The sequence below is a fragment of the Streptosporangium sp. NPDC023615 genome, assembly GCF_040640155.1.
Classification (GTDB): domain Bacteria; phylum Actinomycetota; class Actinomycetes; order Streptosporangiales; family Streptosporangiaceae; genus Streptosporangium.
On the sequence record NZ_JBFABE010000048.1, the window covers coordinates 1 to 18,144 of the forward strand.

The following is an 18,144-nucleotide window of genomic DNA, read 5'->3' on the forward strand; positions in this document are numbered from 1 at the left end:
GCGTCCTCTCCGTGATCAGAGGTGCCGGCTCCAACCGGAAGGACGCACGTCGCACCCGGTGGGCTGGGACCGGGGCGGCCAGACGCACTCGGTGACGGTGCTCGGTGACGGTGCTCGGTGACGGTGCTCGGTGACGGTGCTCGACGCGCAGGGCACGAAGGCCGCCCGTTGACGCTTCCGCATACCGAGGCCGGAGGGTGGTTGCGTTCACCTTTCCTGTCAACGACGGAGCGCCACGGAACGGGCTCATCTCGTCGGCCGGCCGGAGACAAGGCTGGAAACGCTCTCCTGAAGAGCCGCCGGTTCGGCCAGCTCAGGGGGCACCGGCACGCTACAACAGGACGGCTGGGGAGCGTTCCCCGAAGCGCGTCGATGCCCGCCGGGTGTGTACGGGCCGTTTCCGCCAGGTTAAACAGCCTCTTGACAAGGATTGTCGAGAAAGAGCAATCTCGGCTTGGGAGAGCGCTCCCTCAGCTTTTTCCTCGGTGTCCCCTTCCAGGGACCCCGAACCCCTGCCCCGAGACCCTGACCACCGGTCCACCCCCCACAGAGACCTGGAGTCTCGCCCATGGCCTCGCTTCGCCGATGGTTACCACCCCTGACCGCTCTCCTCACCCTGTCCGCGCTCCTGCACCCGCTCCCGGCCACCGCGACCGCGACCGCCGCGACCACGGCCACGACCGCTGCGACCGCCGCGACCGTGATGGCGACCGACACCACGACCGCCGCTTCGGCGGGGGGCGCCGCCCCGCCCGTCGACCCCACCAAGTTCCAGCAGGTCACGCTGGCCAAGGGGGTCGCCGAGGTGGGGGAGCCCATGACGATGGCGGTGCTGCCCGACCGCTCCGTCCTGCACACCGCCCGTGACGGCACGGTCCGGATCACCGACGCCGCCGGGAACACCAAGGTTTCGGGCAAGCTCTCCGTCTACTTCAACGACGAGGAGGGCATGCAGGGGGTCGGCGTCGACCCCGGCTTCGCCACGAACCGGTTCGTCTACCTCTACTACGCGCCGCCGCTGTCCACGCCGCCGCACGGTTCCCCGCCCGACGGCACCGCGGCGGAGTTCGCGCGGTTCGACGGCGTCAACCGGCTCTCGCGCTTCAGGCTGAACACCGACGGCACGCTCGACCTCGCGAGCGAGAAGAGCGTGCTGGAGGTCAGGGCCAGCCGCGGCGCCTGCTGCCACGTCGGCGGCGACATCGACTTCGACGCCGCGGGCAACCTCTACCTGACCACCGGCGACGACAGCGAGCCCGGGTTCAACGACGGCTACGCCCCCCTGGACGACAGGCCCAGCCGCAACCCCGCGCTCGACGCCCAGCGCGGCGCCGCCAACACCAACGACCTGCGCGGCAAGGTGCTCCGCATCAAGGTCAACGCCGACGGGTCGTACTCCATCCCGGCCGGGAACATGTTCGCGCCGGGAACCGCGAACACCCGCCCGGAGATCTACGCGATGGGCTTCCGCAACCCGTTCCGCATGAGCGTCGACAAGGCCACCGGCGTCGTCTACCTCGGCGACTACGGCCCCGACGCCGGCACCGCCGGTCCCCGCGGGCCCGGCGGCCAGGTCGAGTTCAACCGGATCACCGGGCCGGGCTTCTTCGGCTGGCCGTACTGCACCGGCAACAACACCCCGGCCGAGACCTACGCCCGTTACAACTACGACACCGCGACGGTCGGCGCGAAGTACGACTGCGCGGGCGGCCCGGAGAACACCTCGCGCAAGAACACCGGCCTGGTCAAGCTGCCCGCGGCCAAGCCCGCCTGGATCACCTACGACGGCTGCAGCCTGCCGGAGTTCGGCTGCGGCGCGGAGTCGCCGATGGGCGGCGTCGTCTACCGCTACTCCGCCGCGCTGAACTCGCCGGTCAAGTTCCCGCAGTCGCTCGACGGGCACTTCCTCGCCGGTGAGCTCCAGCGTCAGTGGATCAAGGACATCGAGGTCAACGCGAACGGCACCCGGGGCACCATCCAGCCCTTCCCCTGGTCGGGCAAGCTGGTGATGGACATGGCGTTCGGCCCCGACGGCGCCCTGTACGTGCTCGACTACGGCACCGGCTGGTTCAACGGCAACCAGGACTCGGCGCTGTACCGCATCGAGCACATCGGGACCGGCGGGCGCGCGCCCATCGCCAAGGCCAGCGCGGACAAGGTCTCCGGGAAGGCGCCGCTGACCGTGGCGTTCTCCTCGGCGGGCAGCTCCGACCCGGACGGCGACGCGCTCACCTACTCCTGGGCCTTCGGCGACGGCGGCACCTCCACCGCGGCCAATCCCACCCACACCTACACCACCGACGGCAGGCGGATCGTCACGCTGACCGTCAGGGACGGCACCGGCAACACCGCGACGGCCAATGTCGAGATCAACGTCGGCAACACCGCGCCCGTCGTGAGGATCGACCTCCCGCTCAACGGGCAGGTGTTCGGTTTCAACGACGCCGTGCCGTACCGGATCACGGTCACCGACGCGGAGGACACGACGATCGACTGCGCGAAGGTGAAGATGACCTACATCCTCGGTCACGACACCCACGGCCACCCGCTCGCCAGCGCAAACGGTTGCTCGGGCACGATCCAGGCGCCCGGCAACGGCGAGCACGACGGGGCCGCCAACCTGTTCGGGGTCTGGGACGCCGAGTACACCGACGCGGGCGGGCTCACCACCCACGCCCAGCACGTCACCCAGCCGAGGAACCGGCAGGCCGAGCACTACACCACCTCCCAGGGCATCGCCCAGTACGACAAGCCGGCCGCGCACGGCGCCAAGACCGTCGGCAGCATCGAGAACGGCGACTGGATCTCCTTCGACCCCTACGTCCTGAGCGGCGTCACCAGGCTCACCGCCAGGGTCTCCTCCGGCGGGGTCGGCGGGACGATCCAGGTCAGGGCGGGGTCGGCCACCGGGCCCCTGCTGGGCACCGCCACCGTGGCGCCGACCGGCGGGTGGGAGACGTTCGCCGACGTCTCCACCACCCTGACGAACGCCCCGGCCGGAACCACCAGGCTCTTCCTGGTCTTCGCCGGAGGGACGGGGGCGTTGTTCGACGTGGACGACTTCACCCTGACCACCGGGGGCCCGCCCACGGGCACGCTGCTGTCGGCAGGGCGCCCGGTCACCGTGTCCTCGACCGAGAACGCCGCCTCCGCGGGCTCCAACGCGGTGGACGGCAACCTCGGCACCCGCTGGTCGTCGGCCTTCTCCGATCCGCAGTGGATCTCGGTGGACCTGGGGTCCGTCCGGCAGGTGAACCGGGTGAAGCTGCAGTGGGAGGCCGCGTACGGCAGGGCGTACCGGATCGAGACCTCGGCCGACGGAACGACCTGGACGCAGGCGCACGCCACGACCGCCGGTGACGGCGGAGTGGACGAGGCGACCTTCACCGCGACCGGTGCCAGATACGTGCGGGTGTACGGCACCCAGCGCGCGACCGCGTACGGCTACTCCCTGTGGGAAATGGAGGTCTACGGTGCGTAATGTCATCGCGGTCGTCACCGCGTTGTTCGTCGCCATGATCGGTCTGGGTGCTCCGGCCCTGGCGGCCGATCCGGCGTACAAGGTCCTGGTCTTCTCCAAGACGGCCGGGTTCCGGCACGACGCCATCCCCGCGGGCATCACCGCGTTGCGCGGGCTGGCGACCGAGAACGGCTTCACCGTCGACGCCACCGAGGACGCCGGCGCCTTCACCACCGCCAACCTCGCCCAGTACCGGGCGGTCGTCTTCCTGATGACCACCGGCGACGTGCTCGACGCCACGCAGCAGACGGCGTTCGAGTCGTACATCGCGGGCGGCGGCGGATACGTGGGCGTCCACGCCGCCGCCGACACCGAGTACGACTGGCCCTTCTACGGCGGCCTCGTCGGCGCCTACTTCGCCTCCCACCCCGCCATCCAGCAGGCGACCGTGCGGGTGGAGGACCGCACGCACCCCTCGACGGCCCACCTCCCGGCGACCTGGGTGCGCACCGACGAGCTGTACAACTACCGCACCAACCCCCGTTCCACCGCCCACGTGCTCGCCACGCTGGACGAGTCGACCTACTCCGGCGGGTCGATGGGGGCCGACCACCCGATCTCCTGGTGCAAGGCCTACCGGGGCGGACGGTCCTGGTACACCGGTCTCGGCCACACCGGTGCGTCCTACACCGAGCCGAGCTTCCGCGCGCACCTGTACGGCGGGCTCCGCTACGCGGCCGGGGTCGTCCCGGGCGGGTGCGGGACCACCCCGACCCCGACGCCCACCCCCACGCCGAGCCCGGGTGTAGCACTGCTGTCGTCCGGGCGTCCGGTCACGACCTCCTCCACGGAGAACGGGGCGTTCGTCGGGAGCAACGCGGTGGACGGCAACGGCGGCACGCGCTGGTCGTCGGCGTTCTCCGACCCGCAGTGGATCTCGGTGGACCTGGGGTCCGCCCGGCAGGTCAGCCGGGTGAGACTGCAGTGGGAGGCGGCCTACGGCAGGGCGTACCGGATCGAGACCTCGGCCGACGGAACGACCTGGACGCAGGCGCACGCCACGACCGCCGGTGACGGCGGAGTGGACGACGTGACCTTCACCGCGACCGGTGCCAGATACGTGCGGGTGTACGGCACCCAGCGCGCGACCCCGTACGGCTACTCCCTGTGGGAGCTGGAGGTCTACGGAAGATAGGCCGCCGGGGCCGCGACAGCGGGCCCCGGAGGTCTCGAGGTTTCCGGTGACGGGAATCCCGGTCCGGTGCGCCGGGCCGGGATTCCCGGCGTTTCCCGGCGTTTCCCGGCGTTTCCCGGCGGTCGCCGCCCGGGCGGTGCCTCCGCCGCCCGGTTGATGCGCCCGCGCCACACCCTTCCGGTTTAAAATCGTTTTAGGAGAATGAGGGCCGCAGCTCCCGCACGCCGGAGGTCGTCGGCGGGGGGCAACCCCCTCACCCCCGGCGTTGCCCGCCCCGCCCCCAGGCAGGACGACCCGAAGGACGCCGACGTCGTTCGGTAAGGCCCCCGGAGACGGGGTGACACGTTTTAATAACCTGCTCGACAATCTACGCCGGGACGGGGAGACAGGTGGGCGACGTCGGCATCAGGCAGGTCGCCCTGGCCGCGGGGGTCTCCCCCGGGACGGTCTCGAACGTGCTCAACCGGCCCGAGCGGGTGGCCGCGGGAACCCGGGAGCGCGTCGTCCGCGCTGTCCGCGAGCTCGGCTTCGTCCGCCACGGCTCGGCCTCCACGTTGCGCGCCGGGCACAGCAGGATCATCGGGTTGTCGGTGATCGACATCGGGAACCCGTTCTTCACCGGCGTGGCGGCCGGGGCGGAGGACGCCGCCGGCGAGCTGGGACACGCGGTGATCCTGGGAAACTCGGCCGGCTCCCCCGCCAAGGAGGAGCGCACCCTGCGGGCGTTCGCCGAGCACCGGGTGCGCGGGGTGCTGATCACCCCCTCGGGTGAGGACACCCGCCCGCTCGACGGGCTGCGCGCGTACGGCATCGGCGTCGTCCTCCTCGACCGTCCCGCGTACCGGCCCGGCCAGTGCTCGGTGAGCGTCGACGACGTCGCCGGCGGGCGGCTGGCCGCCGGTCACCTGCTGGGGCGCGGCGCGCGGCGCGTCTGCCACGTCACCGGACCGGCGGGCGTCCGCCGGTGCCGGGACCGCGAGCGGGGAGCCCGCCTGGCCCTGGCCTCGGCGGGCCTGGACCCGCGGACCGCCCTGCGCACGGTACGGGCCCCGGCGATGACCGCGCGGGCCGGGCAGGAGGTGGCACACGGGCTGCTCCGCTCGGGCCGGCCACCGGAGGCGATCTTCTGCGCCAACGACATGCTCGCCCTGGGCGTGCTGCGCGTCCTGCTCCAGGCGGGGGTGGACGTTCCCGGCGACGTGGCCCTGATCGGCTACGACGACATCGACTTCGCGGCCGCCTCCGCGGTCTCGCTCAGCTCGATCCGGCAGCCCGCCTACCGCCTCGGGCAGATCGCCACCAGGCTGCTCCTGGACGAGTGCGCCGACCCCGCCGGGCACGCCCACCGGCAGATCATGTTCCAGCCCGAGCTGGTCGTCCGCGAGTCCACGGGGTGAGCGTCCCGGCGAGGACGAGGACGAGGACGAGGACGAGGGCGAGGACGAGGGCGAGGGCGAGGGCGAGGGCGAGGGCCGGAGGGTCGGGGGCCGGGTGGCGGCTGAGTGGCGGCCGGGGCGGAAAGGTGTGCGATCGTGGCGGCCATGGCTCTTCCCGGCTACGACGAGCTCCGTCCCCGCATCGCCGCCAACCTCTCGGCGTTCCGGCGGCGGGGGGCCCTGCCGCTGACCGAGGGGCTGCGGCACGCCGCGGTCACCGTCTGCGTGCTCCAGGACGAGGCGGGACGGCCGTACACGATCGTGATCAGGCGCTCCGCTCACGGCCGCAACGCCGGGCAGTGGGCGCTGCCCGGCGGGCGCCTCGACGACGGCGAGGACGCCCTGGCGGCGGCGGAGCGGGAGCTGGAGGAGGAGGTCTCGCTGCGGGGGGTGGAGGTGGCCGGGGTGCTGGACGACTTCGTCACCGACTCGGGCTTCGTGATCACTCCGGTGGTGGCCTTCGGCGGGCGCCAGCGGCCGCGCGGGGACCCGTACGAGGTCGCCTCGGTGCACGCGGTGCCGCTGGAGCGGTTCCTGGCGCCGGGGGTGCCGCGCTGGCGGATCGACGAGGAGGGGCGGAGTCTGTTGCAGATGTGCCTGGGGCCCTCGATCGTGATCCACGCGCCCACCGGGGCGATTCTCTGGCAGTTCGCGGAGGTGGCTCTTCGGGGCCGTGACCTGCGGGTGGCCGGGGTCGCCCAGCCCCATTGGACACGCCGATGAGCCCGAACCGGAATAACCGGCGGTGAGGGTCGGTTAGAGTAGGCGTGCCGATGTGGTTTGTGTCCCCCGGGCCGCAAATTACCGCCTTCACGGAATACCGTTCGGCTGGAGCCGTGTTGTGCCTCTCGCCGAGGAGGCGACCGCCACATCGGCACTAAACGTCACGCCCCGCGAGCGCTCGTCCAGGCTCGCGGGGCGTTTCCTTTTCCCGCCCGGCCTTCCCGGTCCCCGCCCGGCGCTCTCCGTCCTCGACGGCCCTCGACGGCCCTCGACGGCCCTCGACGGCTCCCGGCGGCTGCGTGGCCTTCCTGCGGTCTTCGGCGGTCTTCGGCGGCCTCCCAGGTCCCCGCCCCTTCCCGCCGGCTCCCGGCCCCCCCGGGCCGCCTCCCGGTTCCCGGGTCTCCGCCCGCTCCCCGGTGGCCTCCGCGCGGCCCCGGCCGGATGGAGTTTTCCGTGTGGTCCGTCCAAGAATGAGCCGTGGCGTTGGAGGATGGCCACAAAGCCGGGAGCTCCGCTTGTGCGGGTACGCACAACCGTCCTCCGGGAGGGCACCGCTTAGGGTTGTGAACCCGTCCCATGAGGAGAGCCTGTGCTCTATCGCCTGACCAAGACCGTCAGCGCTCCGGTCCTGCACCTGCTCTGGCCGACCACGGTCACCGGGCACGAGCACGTTCCCGTCACGGGCCCGGCCATCATGGCCTCCAACCACCTCTCGATCCTCGACTCGACGTTCCTGCCGCTGGTGCTCAAGCGTCAGGTTCGCTTCGTCGCCAAGGCCGAGTACTTCACCGGCAACCCCGTCACCGCACTGTGGATGCGCGCCACCGGTCAGATCAGCATCGACCGGCAGAGCCCCAACTCGGCCCAGGACATGCTGGACGCGGCGGCTGCGGTGCTCGGGAAGGGCGAGCTGTTCGGCATCTACCCGGAGGGCACCCGCTCCCCCGACGGCCGCCTCTACCGGGGCAAGGTCGGCGTCTCCTGGCTGGCGCTGGCCACCGGCGCGCCGGTGATCCCGGTGGCCATGGAGGGCACCGACAAGGTGCTGCCGATCGGCGCCACGAGGCCTCGGCTGGGCAGGGTGAACGTCCGCATCGGCAAGCCGATGACCTTCGCCGGTTCCGAGCGGAGCGCGCGCGACCGGCGCGCGGTCACGGACGAGATCATGGCGGCGATCCAGGAGCTCTCCGGCCAGGAGTACGTGCCGAGTTACGCACCCAGTCGCACACAGGGCAAATGATCTTTTATCGGCGGATGTCGCAACGGCCGCGCTAGGCTGCCTCCCCTGAACGGTCGGCGTACGGCGAACGGGGGATCAGGTGGCACGGGGAAGGACGATCGCGATCACGTCGGTGGCAGTCGTGCTGGTGGCGGGGGCCGCCGGGGGAGGCGCGTGGTGGTACCTGCACACCAGGGGAACCCCGCAGGAGACCGCGGGGATGTTCGTCCAGGCGTGGCAGAAGGGTGACCTGGCGGGCATGCGCGCCCAGCTGGGGGCGCCGGCCCCGGCGTTCGACGCGACCTACGAGGGCATGCGCAAGGCGCTGGGGGTGCAGGGCACCGTGGTGCGGCTGGACGGGGTGCGCGAGACCGGGGACGGAACCGGGCAGGCCGCCTACACCACCACGCTGAACCTGAAGGACGTCGGCGAGTGGAGCTACTCCGGCACCGTGGACCTGGCGGTCGTCGACCGGCACTGGCGGGTGAAGTGGTCGCCGAGCGCCGTCCACCCGGACCTGACCGCGACCACCGCCTTCGCGCTGAGGACGAAGTGGCCGGAGCGGGCCGCGATCACCTCCGCGGACGGCGACCGCATCGACGTCGCCGAGGCGGGCGGCTCGGTGGGGCAGCTCACCGGCCTCCTGGAGGCTGCCACGGCCAAGCAGGCCGCCAAGCTGGGGGCACCGTACAAGGCGGGTGACACGGTCGGCACGAGCGGGCTGCAGCAGAGGTTCCAGAAGCGCCTGGCCGGCACGCCGGACACCGAGATCCAACTCGTCGGCGCGGACAAGAAGACCGTCAAGACCCTGGGCACGATCGACGGCGAGGAGGGGGAGGCGCTGGCGACCAGCCTGGACATGAAGGTCCAGAAGGCCGCCGTCGAGGCGGTCCGCGACCTGAAGAAGACCACGTCGCTGGTCGCGATCAGGCCCTCGTCCGGCGAGATCCTCGCCGTGGTGAACAACGTGGGCGGTTTCAACCGGGCGCTGGACGGCAACTACCCTCCCGGCTCGACCTTCAAGGCGGTCACCGCGGTGGCGCTGCTGGGCGAGGGGATGAAGCCCGGCGACCGGGTCACCTGCCCCAAGGACGTCAAGGTCGGCGGGCTGCCGATCCGCAACTCCAATCACGCCGCCTACGGTTCGGTGTCGCTGTCGGACGCCTTCGCCCACTCCTGCAACACCACCTTCGCCCCCCTGACCAAGGAGCGGCTGGACGCCGGCAAGCTGGTGGAGACCGCGGAACTGTTCGGTTTCAACACCCCGCTCGACATCGGCGTCCCCGCGACCAAGGGCAGCTTCCCCAGGGCCGAGAGCGACGCCGAGCTGGCCGCCGAGTCCTTCGGTCAGGGCCGCATCACCGCCAGCCCGCTGCTGATGGCCTCGGTCGCGGCCGCGCTCGCCGACGGCACCTGGCGCCCGCCGACCCTCGTCCCCTCGCTGAAGCGGTCCGTGGAGCCTCGGGCGCTCCCCGAGGGGGTGCTGCCCGACATGCACCGGATGATGTCGGCCGTGGTCACCAAGGGCACCGCCGAGGACGCGGGCCTGCCCCGGGGCACACGCGGCAAGACCGGGACCGCCGAGTACGGCCCCCAGGGCGACCTGAAGACCCACGCCTGGTTCATCGGGTTCCGCGGGGACCTGGCCTTCGCGGTGATCGTGGAGGAGGGGTCGGGCGGCGGCGCGGTCGCCGCTCCGGTGGCGGCCGACTTCCTGCGCGCCCTGGGCTGACCGCGAGGGCCGGCCCGTCTTCCGCGGCCCGTCTTCCGCGCGCCCGGGGCGCGCGAGGACGGCCGGGCGGAAGGCCCCGCCCGGACCGGTGGTCACAGCGGAAGGGCCGCGACCGCGTCGTGACGCAGAACCATGATCAGAAGCGTGGCGATCAGTGTGGCGATCAGCAGCCAGCTGAACAGGATGATGACGGTGGAGCGGCGGACACGCGCCGACGGGCGTTCACGCCGCTTCCGGGCGGCGCGCCTGCGGCCGCCGCCCTCGTTGCGCTGGACACGCTCGTTGAACGACTCCAGCCGCGCCGCGAGTCGTGGGTCCTCGTCGACGAGGTAGCGCTCGATCTGCAGCAGCATGCGCTCTTCGTCTTGCGACCAGGCCATGCGGCACCTCCCCGGAACGCAAGCCGTGTGCGGACGTTCTGCCCAATCGTGAAGATCGTTATCCGTTACGAGGGCCTTGATTTACCTCTTCTTTTCGTGAAGGCGATCAGAACACGGGATCATGCCCGCGCCGGGAGCCGGAAGGGCCTCACCGCCGGGGTCGGGCGATTCCCAGCCTTCGGAACGATCTAGACATTCCACCGGCCGGACGCTCCCGGCCGCCACCCGCGCGCCCTCGTTCGCGGGCCTTCCCGACGGCCCTCCCGTCCCTTCGACGCCGCCGCGAACCGCCCCGTCCGCCCTCTTCCGACGCCGCCGCGAGCCGCCGCGAGCCGATGCGAGCGACACCGTCGGCACCGCCGCGAACCGGCCCGCCCCCTCTCGGCGCCTCCGCCGGCCGGGCCGTCCGCCTCACGGCGGTGCCGTGAGGCGGACGGCCCGGTTCCTCAGTCGAGCGGGGCCGTCACCGTGCCCGCGCCGACGGTCCTGCCGCCCTCGCGGATCGCGAAGCCCAGACCGGCCTCCAGGGCCACCGGCCTGCCCAGCTCGACCGTGACCTCGACCGTCTCGCCCGGCAGCGCGAGGCCCGTGCCGTCCGGGCCCGTGCCGTCCGGACCCCTGCCGCCCAGGTCCATGCGGCCCGGGACGTCGGTCGTCCGCAGGTAGAACTGCGGCCGGTAGCCGGTCGCGACGGCGGTGCTCCGCCCGCCCTCCGCCGCGGTCAGCAGGCGGACGACGGCGGTGAAGCGCCGGTGGGCGCCCTGGGTGCCCGGCGCGGCCAGCACCTGACCGCGCCGTACCTGCTCGCGGCGGACCCCGCGCAGCAGCAGCGCCGCGTTGTCCCCGGCCTCGCCCCGCTCCATCGTCTTGCCGAAGGTCTCCACCCCGGTGACGACCGCGGTGAACCCCTCGCCGAGCCCGACGGCCTGGACGGTGTCGCCGACCCTGACGGTGCCGCGCTCGATCGCCCCGGTGACGACCGTGCCCCGGCCGGTGACCGTGAGCACGTTCTCCACCGGCAGCAGGAACGGCGCCTCGGTGTAGCGGACCGGCACCGGGACGTGGTCGTCGACGGCCCGGAGCAGCTCCTCGATCGAGGCCGTCCACTCCGGGTCGCCCGCCAGCGCCCGCAGCCCGGAGACCCGGACCACGGGCGTGTCCCGGTAGCCGTGCTCGTCGAGCAGGTCGCGCAGTTCCAGTTCGACGAGGTCGGCCAGCTCCGGGTCGGCCCCGTCGGACTTGTTGAGCGCGACCACGACGTGCTCGACGCCGACCCGGCGCGCGAGCAGCACGTGCTCGCGGGTCTGCGGCATGATCCCGTCCAGCGCGGACACCACCAGGATCGCCCCGTCGAGCTGCGCCGCCCCCGTGATCATGTTCTTCACGTAGTCGGCGTGGCCGGGCATGTCCACGTGCGCGTAGTGGCGCGTGGCCGTCTCGTACTCGACGTGCGAGATGTTGATGGTGATGCCCCGGGTCGCCTCCTCGGGGGCCCGGTCGATGCGGTCGAACGGGACGTAGGTCGCCCCGCCCCGCTCGCTGAGCACCTTGGTGATCGCCGCGGTCAGCGTGGTCTTGCCGTGGTCGACGTGTCCCATCGTGCCGATGTTGAGGTGCGGCTTGGTCCGCACGTAGGCCTGCTTGGCCATGATCGTTTTCTTTCCTGACGCTCGCCCGTGGCGGTGACCCGTGCTCGGCCGACCCCTCCCCGCCGGGTCACCTGGGACACACGGGAAAGGGTCAGCGCTCCGCGCCGTCGAGCCGCTGCGCGGCGGGCGTCGAGGCACGCTCGGGCGCGCCCGCGGTGGCGGGCGTCGCGAGGGTGGCGTGCCGGAACATGCGTCCATGGTCGAACACGTCCCGGTACGTCCGCAACGGATTATCCGGCGGCTCCGGCGAGCGGCGGGACACGGGGTGGCCGATGCCGGGAAGGGGTATCAAAAGCTCTGTATGCCTGGTCATGGGCATCATCCGTCGAGCATCACGGGGGAAACGATGACGGACAGCAGGGATTCCAAGGACTCCGGCAAGGCCGCGAAGGTCTCGGGAAAGAGCAAGAAGGCGGCCATGAAGGCGTCGCGGTCGGCCAAGCAGGCGAAGAAGCAGGCGGGCGGGTCCGACACGAGGATGCCGGAGACGGGGCCGGCCCACCCGGGGGAACGGGCCGGCCGGCCTCCTGGGGCGTGAAATCATGATCGGGCGACCGAGGTGACCTCCCGTCGCCCGATCATGGAGTGACACGATGCCCGCCTACCTTCGCTTTCCGACGATCTTCGGCGACGTGGTCGTCTTCGCCGCCGAGGACGACCTGTGGATGGTCACCGCCGAGGGCGGGCGGGCCTTCCGGCTGACCGCCGGGGTGGCCGAGGCGGGGTATCCCCGCTTCTCCCCCGGCGGTGACCGGCTCGCCTTCGTCGGCCGCGAGGAGGGGCCGGAGGAGGTCTACGTGATGCCCGCCGACGGCGGCGCCGCGCGGCGGGTGACCTACCACGGGGCGCGCTCCAGCGTCACCGGCTGGGACCCGGCCGGCGGCATCGTCTACGCCAGTGACCAGGGGCAGCCCTTCGACGGCCGCAGGTGGCTGCACCGGGTGGAGCCCGGCGGGATGCCCGAGCGCCTGCCCTACGGCCCGGCCAACACCGTCTCCTACGGCCCGCGGATCGTGCTCGGCCGCAACACCGCCGACCCGGCCCGGTGGAAGCGGTACCGCGGCGGCACCGTGGGCGACCTGTGGATCGACACCGGCGGCGGGCGGTTCCGGCGGCTCACCTCGCTTCCCGGCAACCTGGCCTCCCCCTGCTGGACCGGGGAGCGGGTCTACTTCATCTCCGACCACGAGGGCGTAGGCAACGTCTACTCCTGCGAGGCCGACGGCGGTGACCTGCGCAGGCACTCCGACCACGCCGACTACTACGCCCGCAACCTCTCCGGCGACGGCCGCAGGCTGGTCTACCACGCCGGGGCCGAGCTGTACCTGGTGGAGGACGGGGAGTCGCGTCCGATCGAGGTGCGCCTGCGCAGCTCCCGTACCCAGCGCAACCGCCGGTTCGCCCCGGCCGAGGACTTCCTGGACGGCGCCACGCTCAGCCCCGACGGCAGCGGCGTGGCCGTCACCACCCGCGGCAAGGCGTTCTCCTTCGCCGCGTGGGAGGGTCCGGTCCGCCAGCACGGGGCGCTGTACGGGGTCCGCTACCGGTTGCTGAACTGGCTCGGCGACGGTGAGCGGCTGGTGGCGGCGGCCAGCGACGAGGGCGACCGCGAGGTGCTGGTGATCCTGTCCGCCGACGGCTGCGCCGCCCCCGTCCGGCTCGACCACCTGGACACCGGCCGTGCCGTCGCCCTGGAGGTCTCGCCGGTGGCGGACGTCCTCGCGGTGGCCAACCACCGCAACGAGCTGATCCTGGTGGACCTCGCGCCGGAGGGCCGCGGGGACGGCCGGGCCCGCGCCAGGGTGGTCGAATCCAGCAGGTTCGGCGCGATCGAGGACCTGGCCTGGTCCCCCGACGGCCGGTGGCTGGCGTACGCCTGCCAGGACACCGCGCAGACCACCGCGGTGAAGCTGTGCCGGGCCGAGACGGGTGAGACCTTCCCCGCCACCCGGCCGCTGCTCTGGGACGGCCGCCCGTCCTTCGACCCGGGCGGCGACTACCTGTACTTCATCGGCCGGCGCGTCTTCAACCCGGTCTACGACGAGCTCCAGTTCGACCTCGGCTTCCCGCTGGGCTCCCGCCCGTACGCGATCGCTCTCCGGGCCGACGTGCCCTCCCCCTTCATCCCCCTGCCCCGGCCGCTCAGGGACGACGACGGGAAGGGCGGCGAGGAGGGCGGGGAGGGGGCGGACGACGAGGGCGGCGGGGAGGGGGTGGACGGCGAGGACGGGGTGCCCGAGGTGGTCGTCGACCTCGACGGCATCGAGGACCGGGTCGTGGTCTTCCCCGTCCCCGAGGGCCGCTACGAGGGTATCGCCGGGATCGAGGGCAAGGCGGTCTACCTGACCTTCCCCGTCGAGGGGAGCATCGGCGACGACTACGCCGAGTCCTCCGACGGCACCCTGCACGTCTACGACTTCGCCAAGCAGAAGCAGGAGACGCTGGTCGGGGACGTGTCGGAGTTCCGGCTGGGCCGCGACGGCGACACGCTGCTCTACCGGTCGGGTGCGCGGCTGCGGATGATCAGGGCCGGGGAGGAGCCGGAGGACGACGACACTCCGGGCCGCACGAGCGGCTGGGTGGACCTGTCCCGCGTCAAGGTGTCGGTCCGTCCCGAGGCCGAGTGGCGGCAGATGTTCCGGGAGGCCTGGCGGCTGCAGCGGGAGAACTTCTGGACCGAGGACATGGCCGGGCTCGACTGGGACGGCGTCTACCTGCGCTACCTGCCGCTGGTGGACCGGGTCACCACCCGGGGGGAGTTCTCCGACCTGCTGTGGGAGCTGCTGGGCGAGCTGGGCACCTCGCACGCCTACGAGAGCGGCGGCGCCTACCGGTCGCGGCCGCACTACCGGCAGGGCAAGCTCGGCGTCGACTGGGCCTTCGAGGACGGGACGCACCGCATCGCCGGGATCGTCGGCGGCGACCGGTGGGACCCCGAGGCGACCTCGCCGCTCAACCGTCTCGGCGTGGACGTACGGCCGGGTGACGTGGTGCTGGCCGTCAACGGCCAGCCGGTCGGCGCGGACGTGAGCCCGGACGAGCTGCTGGTCAACCAGGCCGACCAGGAGGTGCAGCTCACCCTGCGGCGCGGGGACGACAGGTGGACCGTCACCGTGCGGGCGATCGGCGACGAGCAGCCGGGACGCTACCGCGACTGGGTGGAGGCCAACCGGGCCCGCTGCCACGAGCGCGGGGGCGGCCGGATCGGTTACCTGCACATCCCGGACATGGGCCCGGAGGGGTACGCCGAGTTCCACCGCGGTTTCCTGGCCGAGTACGACCGCGAGGCCCTGGTGGTGGACGTCCGTTTCAACGGGGGCGGCCACGTCTCGGCGCTGCTGCTGGAGAAGCTGGCCCGGCGCCGGCTGGGGTACGACTTCCCGCGCTGGGGGGTGCCCGAGCCCTATCCCGACGAGTCGCCGCGCGGCCCGATGGTGGCGATCACCAACGAGTGGGCGGGGTCCGACGGCGACATCTTCAGCCACACCTTCAAGCTGCTGGGCCTGGGGCCGCTGATCGGCAAGCGCACCTGGGGAGGGGTGATCGGCATCTGGCCCCGGCACCGGCTGGCCGACGGGACGGTCACCACCCAGCCGGAGTTCTCCTTCGCCTTCGACGACGTGGGCTGGCGGGTGGAGAACTACGGCACCGATCCGGACATCGAGGTGGACATCACCCCGCAGGACTACGCGGCCGGGGTGGACACCCAGTTGGAGCGGGCGATCGAGGTGGCCCTGGAACGCCTGGTCCTCCAGCCGCCGCACACCCCCAACCCGGCGGCCAGGCCCCGGCTGGCGGTGCCGCGGCTGCCGCCCCGCAGGCCCTGAGGGCCTACCCCTCCGCCGCCCCGGCGTGCCCGCCTGGGCGTGACGTGGCCGCGCGCCGCCTGGGCGGCTTCTCCGGCAGCCGTCCCCCGCTCTCCTTGAGCGCCCGCATGGTGGGGCTGTCGAGCCGTCCCGGCCTGCGCCGGTAGACGGGCACGAGGGGGTCGGGCATCAGTCTCTGCAGGGTGAACATCGCGCGCATGCCGAGCTTGACCAGCGCCTCGCCCAGCGGATGCGGGTCCTCCAGTTGCTGCACCCTGCGCATGTTCTCGGGGATCACGGTGAGCATCAGCGTCCGGCCGATCCCCCTGAACGGGCGGGGGAACCAGCGTTCGCAGAACTGCCGGACGAAGGCCTCGCTCGCCTCGTGACCGTTGCCGGTACGCGGCCACTGGCGCGCGTCGTACTCGTCGGCGAAGTCCACCATCTCGCGGAAGCTCGCCGGGAAGTCCTTCACCCGGTCGCCCCCCTCGACGCCGACGTGCTCGGCCAGCGCGCGGGCCCAGTTGTAGTAGGCGACCTGCAGGCGCTCGGGGTAGCCGGGCAGCCCGCACAGCCGCTGCAGGCGATGGGGCAGCACGGCCAGCAGGCACATCCCCTGCACGTAGTCCTCGTTGTGGGAGAACGCCCCCGGCAGCCCCTTGGCGACGGCCCCGTGGATGCGGTTGAGCAACTCCATGGAGCGCTTCACGGGTTCGCTGTCGGGTGGGTACAGGTACCACGTCCACAGGAAGTAGGCGCTGTCCTCGAAGCGCTGCTGGGGCCGGTGGACCACCTTGCCGCCGAAGATGAGCGCGTCCCCGCCGTGCGTGGGCATGGTCACGTCCATGAAGTTGACCACGTATCCGATGTTCAGCAGGAACTCGTTGAGCCGGAACAGCGCGACCAGCTTGACGATCTCGTGGTACCGGGTCTCGGGATCGAGCCGGCCGATCTCGCGGTCGATCCACTTGTAGCGCAGGCCCCTCACTTCCCGCCCCCCTTGGATCCGCCGAGTGCGGGGAGCATGCCGTCCAGGCGGTCGAACAGGGCGTTGTGCTCGCGCGTGAGCACCTCCAGGCGATGACGCAGGTGCCCCACCTCGTGGAAGAGGCCGGAGATGATGGAGTTGGTCACGTCGGCCTCCTGGTCCGGCCAGAACGCGGCCCCGCGCCGGGGCGGGCCGGCGCCGTCGAGCTCGACCTCCCGGTTGAGGACGTCCAGGACGCGCCGCTGGAGCGCGGGGCTGGGTTCCAGGCCGAGTTCCCTGGCCAGCCGGGTGCGCAGTCTCTCGTAGACCGACAGGGCCTCGGCCTGCCTGCCGCTCCGGTAGAGCGCGACCATCAGCAGGTCGTGGAAGCGCTCGCGGAAGGGGTGCTCCCCCACCAGCCCCTCCAGCTCCGCGACGATGTCGTGGTGGCGGCCGAGACGGAGGTTGGCGTAGTACAGCGTCTCCAGCACGGCCAGCCGCCGTTCCGTGAACTGGATCGCGAAGGTGGCGCAGATGTCGCCGCAGACGGCGTCCTCGAGCGCGGGGCCCCGCCACACGTCCAGCGCCTGGCGCAGGAGCGGGACGGCGCGGCCGGGATCGACCGCGACCATGGCCCTGCCCTGGTCGGAGAGCTCGACGAACCGGTCGGCGTCGGTCCTCTCCCGTCCCGGCCGCATCAGGTATCCCGACTCCTGGGTCAGGATCGCCCAGTCGTCCGCCTCCGGCTGCGAGGTGTCCATGAGACGGCGGAGCCGGGCGACCGTGGCCTGCAACGAGTTGACCGCCGTGGTCGGCGGGTTCACCCCCCACAGCTCGTTGATGAGGCGGTCCGTGGACATGACCTGCCCGGCCTTGATGACCAGCGTCGCCAGCAGCGCTCGCTGGTTCTTCCCGGGCGGGACTATACGGTTGCGGCACTCCTTGTCAAAGATCTCTACCGGGCCTAAAATGCAGAATTGCATCTCCTGCCACTCTCCGAACGAATGTCTGTTTATCCCCGTAGGCTTTCTCGGACCGGTGGACCCCTACCATTCCGCGTTCCGTCCGGCCCTCTGTCGGGAACGATAATTTCCGTGGTCCTGAATTGCACGCCCTTTGAGCCGTGCAACCACCGGATCTCAAGTCGCCCTCAAGCGGGAACGCTCTGACCGGCGGCGATACCACGCGCAGGCGGCCTCCGCACCCGAGCGCACGGGCCCGGGGAATTATCCGGCACGGAGAGTAGCGGTGAAGCTGCCCACCGTACCGATAAGCGCGCTTTCCGCCCTGAGCCGTCGGAACGGACGTCCGGAAAGATCTTGTTTTGTTCCCGATCCCGCCTCCGGATCCACGACGCGGCGGGAAAAGAGCGGTGGGCGTTCCGGGTCGGACGTCCACCGCGGCCGTGACACCAGCACCCCGAGGGGCCCCGCGACGCCGGCGCCGCCCCCGAGGAGGGCGACGGTTCCCCCGGTGGCCGGGCACCGCGGGCGGCGACGTCTCTGACAGGTACCTTGACAAGGGTCGGCGAGTGCGCGCTACGCCCTCTTTCTAAAGATTCATGCAGATGCTAGCGT

At 71.9% G+C, this 18,144-nt stretch carries 12 protein-coding genes; 8 read left to right on the forward strand and 4 right to left on the reverse strand.

The genetic code is table 11. The features are described 5' to 3' along the window. Positions 1 to 568: 568 nt before the first annotated feature. From AB0G16_RS27260 to AB0G16_RS27285, 6 genes are all read left to right on the forward strand, one after another. Positions 569 to 3,481: a PQQ-dependent sugar dehydrogenase gene (locus AB0G16_RS27260; protein ID WP_362810749.1), complete on the forward strand. Its 2,913-nt coding sequence runs from the start codon at positions 569 to 571 to the stop codon at positions 3,479 to 3,481. Next, positions 3,474 to 4,655, forward strand: a complete 1,182-nt coding sequence (locus AB0G16_RS27265) for a ThuA domain-containing protein (RefSeq protein WP_362810752.1) — start codon at positions 3,474 to 3,476, stop codon at positions 4,653 to 4,655. Before AB0G16_RS27260 ends, AB0G16_RS27265 begins: the two co-directional genes overlap by 8 nt. A 389-nt stretch (positions 4,656 to 5,044) precedes the next feature. Then, complete coding sequence (locus tag AB0G16_RS27270) at positions 5,045 to 6,052, forward strand: LacI family DNA-binding transcriptional regulator (RefSeq protein ID WP_362810757.1); 1,008 nt, start codon at positions 5,045 to 5,047, stop codon at positions 6,050 to 6,052. 144 nt (positions 6,053 to 6,196) lie between these two features. After that, positions 6,197 to 6,814 (forward strand): NUDIX domain-containing protein, encoded by a 618-nt coding sequence (locus tag AB0G16_RS27275; RefSeq protein ID WP_362810865.1) that lies wholly within the window; start codon positions 6,197 to 6,199, stop codon positions 6,812 to 6,814. Between the two features lie 589 nt (positions 6,815 to 7,403). Next, positions 7,404 to 8,054 (forward strand): lysophospholipid acyltransferase family protein, encoded by a 651-nt coding sequence (locus AB0G16_RS27280; RefSeq protein WP_362810759.1) that lies wholly within the window; start codon positions 7,404 to 7,406, stop codon positions 8,052 to 8,054. Between the two features lie 112 nt (positions 8,055 to 8,166). Then, on the forward strand, positions 8,167 to 9,765 hold the full coding sequence (locus tag AB0G16_RS27285) for a penicillin-binding transpeptidase domain-containing protein (RefSeq protein ID WP_362810762.1): 1,599 nt from the start codon (positions 8,167 to 8,169) through the stop codon (positions 9,763 to 9,765). 92 nt (positions 9,766 to 9,857) lie between these two features. Here AB0G16_RS27285 and AB0G16_RS27290 read toward each other — a convergent pair whose 3' ends face one another. Together AB0G16_RS27290 and tuf are read right to left on the reverse strand one after the other, a co-directional pair. Further along, positions 9,858 to 10,145: a DUF3040 domain-containing protein gene (locus AB0G16_RS27290; protein WP_362810764.1), complete on the reverse strand. Its 288-nt coding sequence runs from the start codon at positions 10,143 to 10,145 to the stop codon at positions 9,858 to 9,860. Positions 10,146 to 10,591: 446 nt separating this feature from the next. Further along, positions 10,592 to 11,794: an elongation factor Tu gene (tuf, locus tag AB0G16_RS27295; RefSeq protein WP_362810766.1), complete on the reverse strand. Its 1,203-nt coding sequence runs from the start codon at positions 11,792 to 11,794 to the stop codon at positions 10,592 to 10,594. 346 nt (positions 11,795 to 12,140) lie between these two features. Here tuf and AB0G16_RS27300 point away from each other — a divergent pair, with 346 nt between their 5' ends. Together AB0G16_RS27300 and AB0G16_RS27305 are read left to right on the forward strand one after the other, a co-directional pair. Continuing rightward, entirely contained in the window at positions 12,141 to 12,332 is a 192-nt protein-coding gene (locus AB0G16_RS27300) for a hypothetical protein (protein ID WP_362810769.1), read from the forward strand. Between the two features lie 55 nt (positions 12,333 to 12,387). Beyond that, on the forward strand, positions 12,388 to 15,621 hold the full coding sequence (locus AB0G16_RS27305) for a PDZ domain-containing protein (protein ID WP_362810772.1): 3,234 nt from the start codon (positions 12,388 to 12,390) through the stop codon (positions 15,619 to 15,621). 4 nt (positions 15,622 to 15,625) lie between these two features. Here AB0G16_RS27305 and AB0G16_RS27310 read toward each other — a convergent pair whose 3' ends face one another. Both AB0G16_RS27310 and AB0G16_RS27315 read right to left on the reverse strand, forming a co-directional pair. Continuing rightward, positions 15,626 to 16,588, reverse strand: a complete 963-nt coding sequence (locus AB0G16_RS27310; protein WP_362810775.1) for a hypothetical protein — start codon at positions 16,586 to 16,588, stop codon at positions 15,626 to 15,628. Further along, positions 16,585 to 17,550, reverse strand: coding sequence for an AfsR/SARP family transcriptional regulator (locus tag AB0G16_RS27315; RefSeq protein WP_362810778.1), 966 nt, complete (start codon positions 17,548 to 17,550; stop codon positions 16,585 to 16,587). The genes AB0G16_RS27310 and AB0G16_RS27315 overlap by 4 nt, the downstream gene beginning before the upstream one ends. Positions 17,551 to 18,144 lie beyond the last annotated feature (594 nt).

What these genes read in the sequence shown, in the direction of transcription:
- AB0G16_RS27260 (WP_362810749.1), top strand. Translation starts at nt 569, where the DNA reads ATGGCCTCGCTTCGCCGATGGTTACCACCCCTGACCGCTCTCCTCACC.
- AB0G16_RS27275 (WP_362810865.1), top strand. Translation starts at nt 6,197, where the DNA reads ATGGCTCTTCCCGGCTACGACGAGCTCCGTCCCCGCATCGCCGCCAAC.
- AB0G16_RS27290 (WP_362810764.1), bottom strand. Translation starts at nt 10,145, where the DNA reads ATGGCCTGGTCGCAAGACGAAGAGCGCATGCTGCTGCAGATCGAGCGC.
- tuf (WP_362810766.1), bottom strand. Translation starts at nt 11,794, where the DNA reads ATGGCCAAGCAGGCCTACGTGCGGACCAAGCCGCACCTCAACATCGGC.
- AB0G16_RS27300 (WP_362810769.1), top strand. Translation starts at nt 12,141, where the DNA reads ATGACGGACAGCAGGGATTCCAAGGACTCCGGCAAGGCCGCGAAGGTC.
- AB0G16_RS27305 (WP_362810772.1), top strand. Translation starts at nt 12,388, where the DNA reads ATGCCCGCCTACCTTCGCTTTCCGACGATCTTCGGCGACGTGGTCGTC.
- AB0G16_RS27315 (WP_362810778.1), bottom strand. Translation starts at nt 17,550, where the DNA reads ATGCAATTCTGCATTTTAGGCCCGGTAGAGATCTTTGACAAGGAGTGC.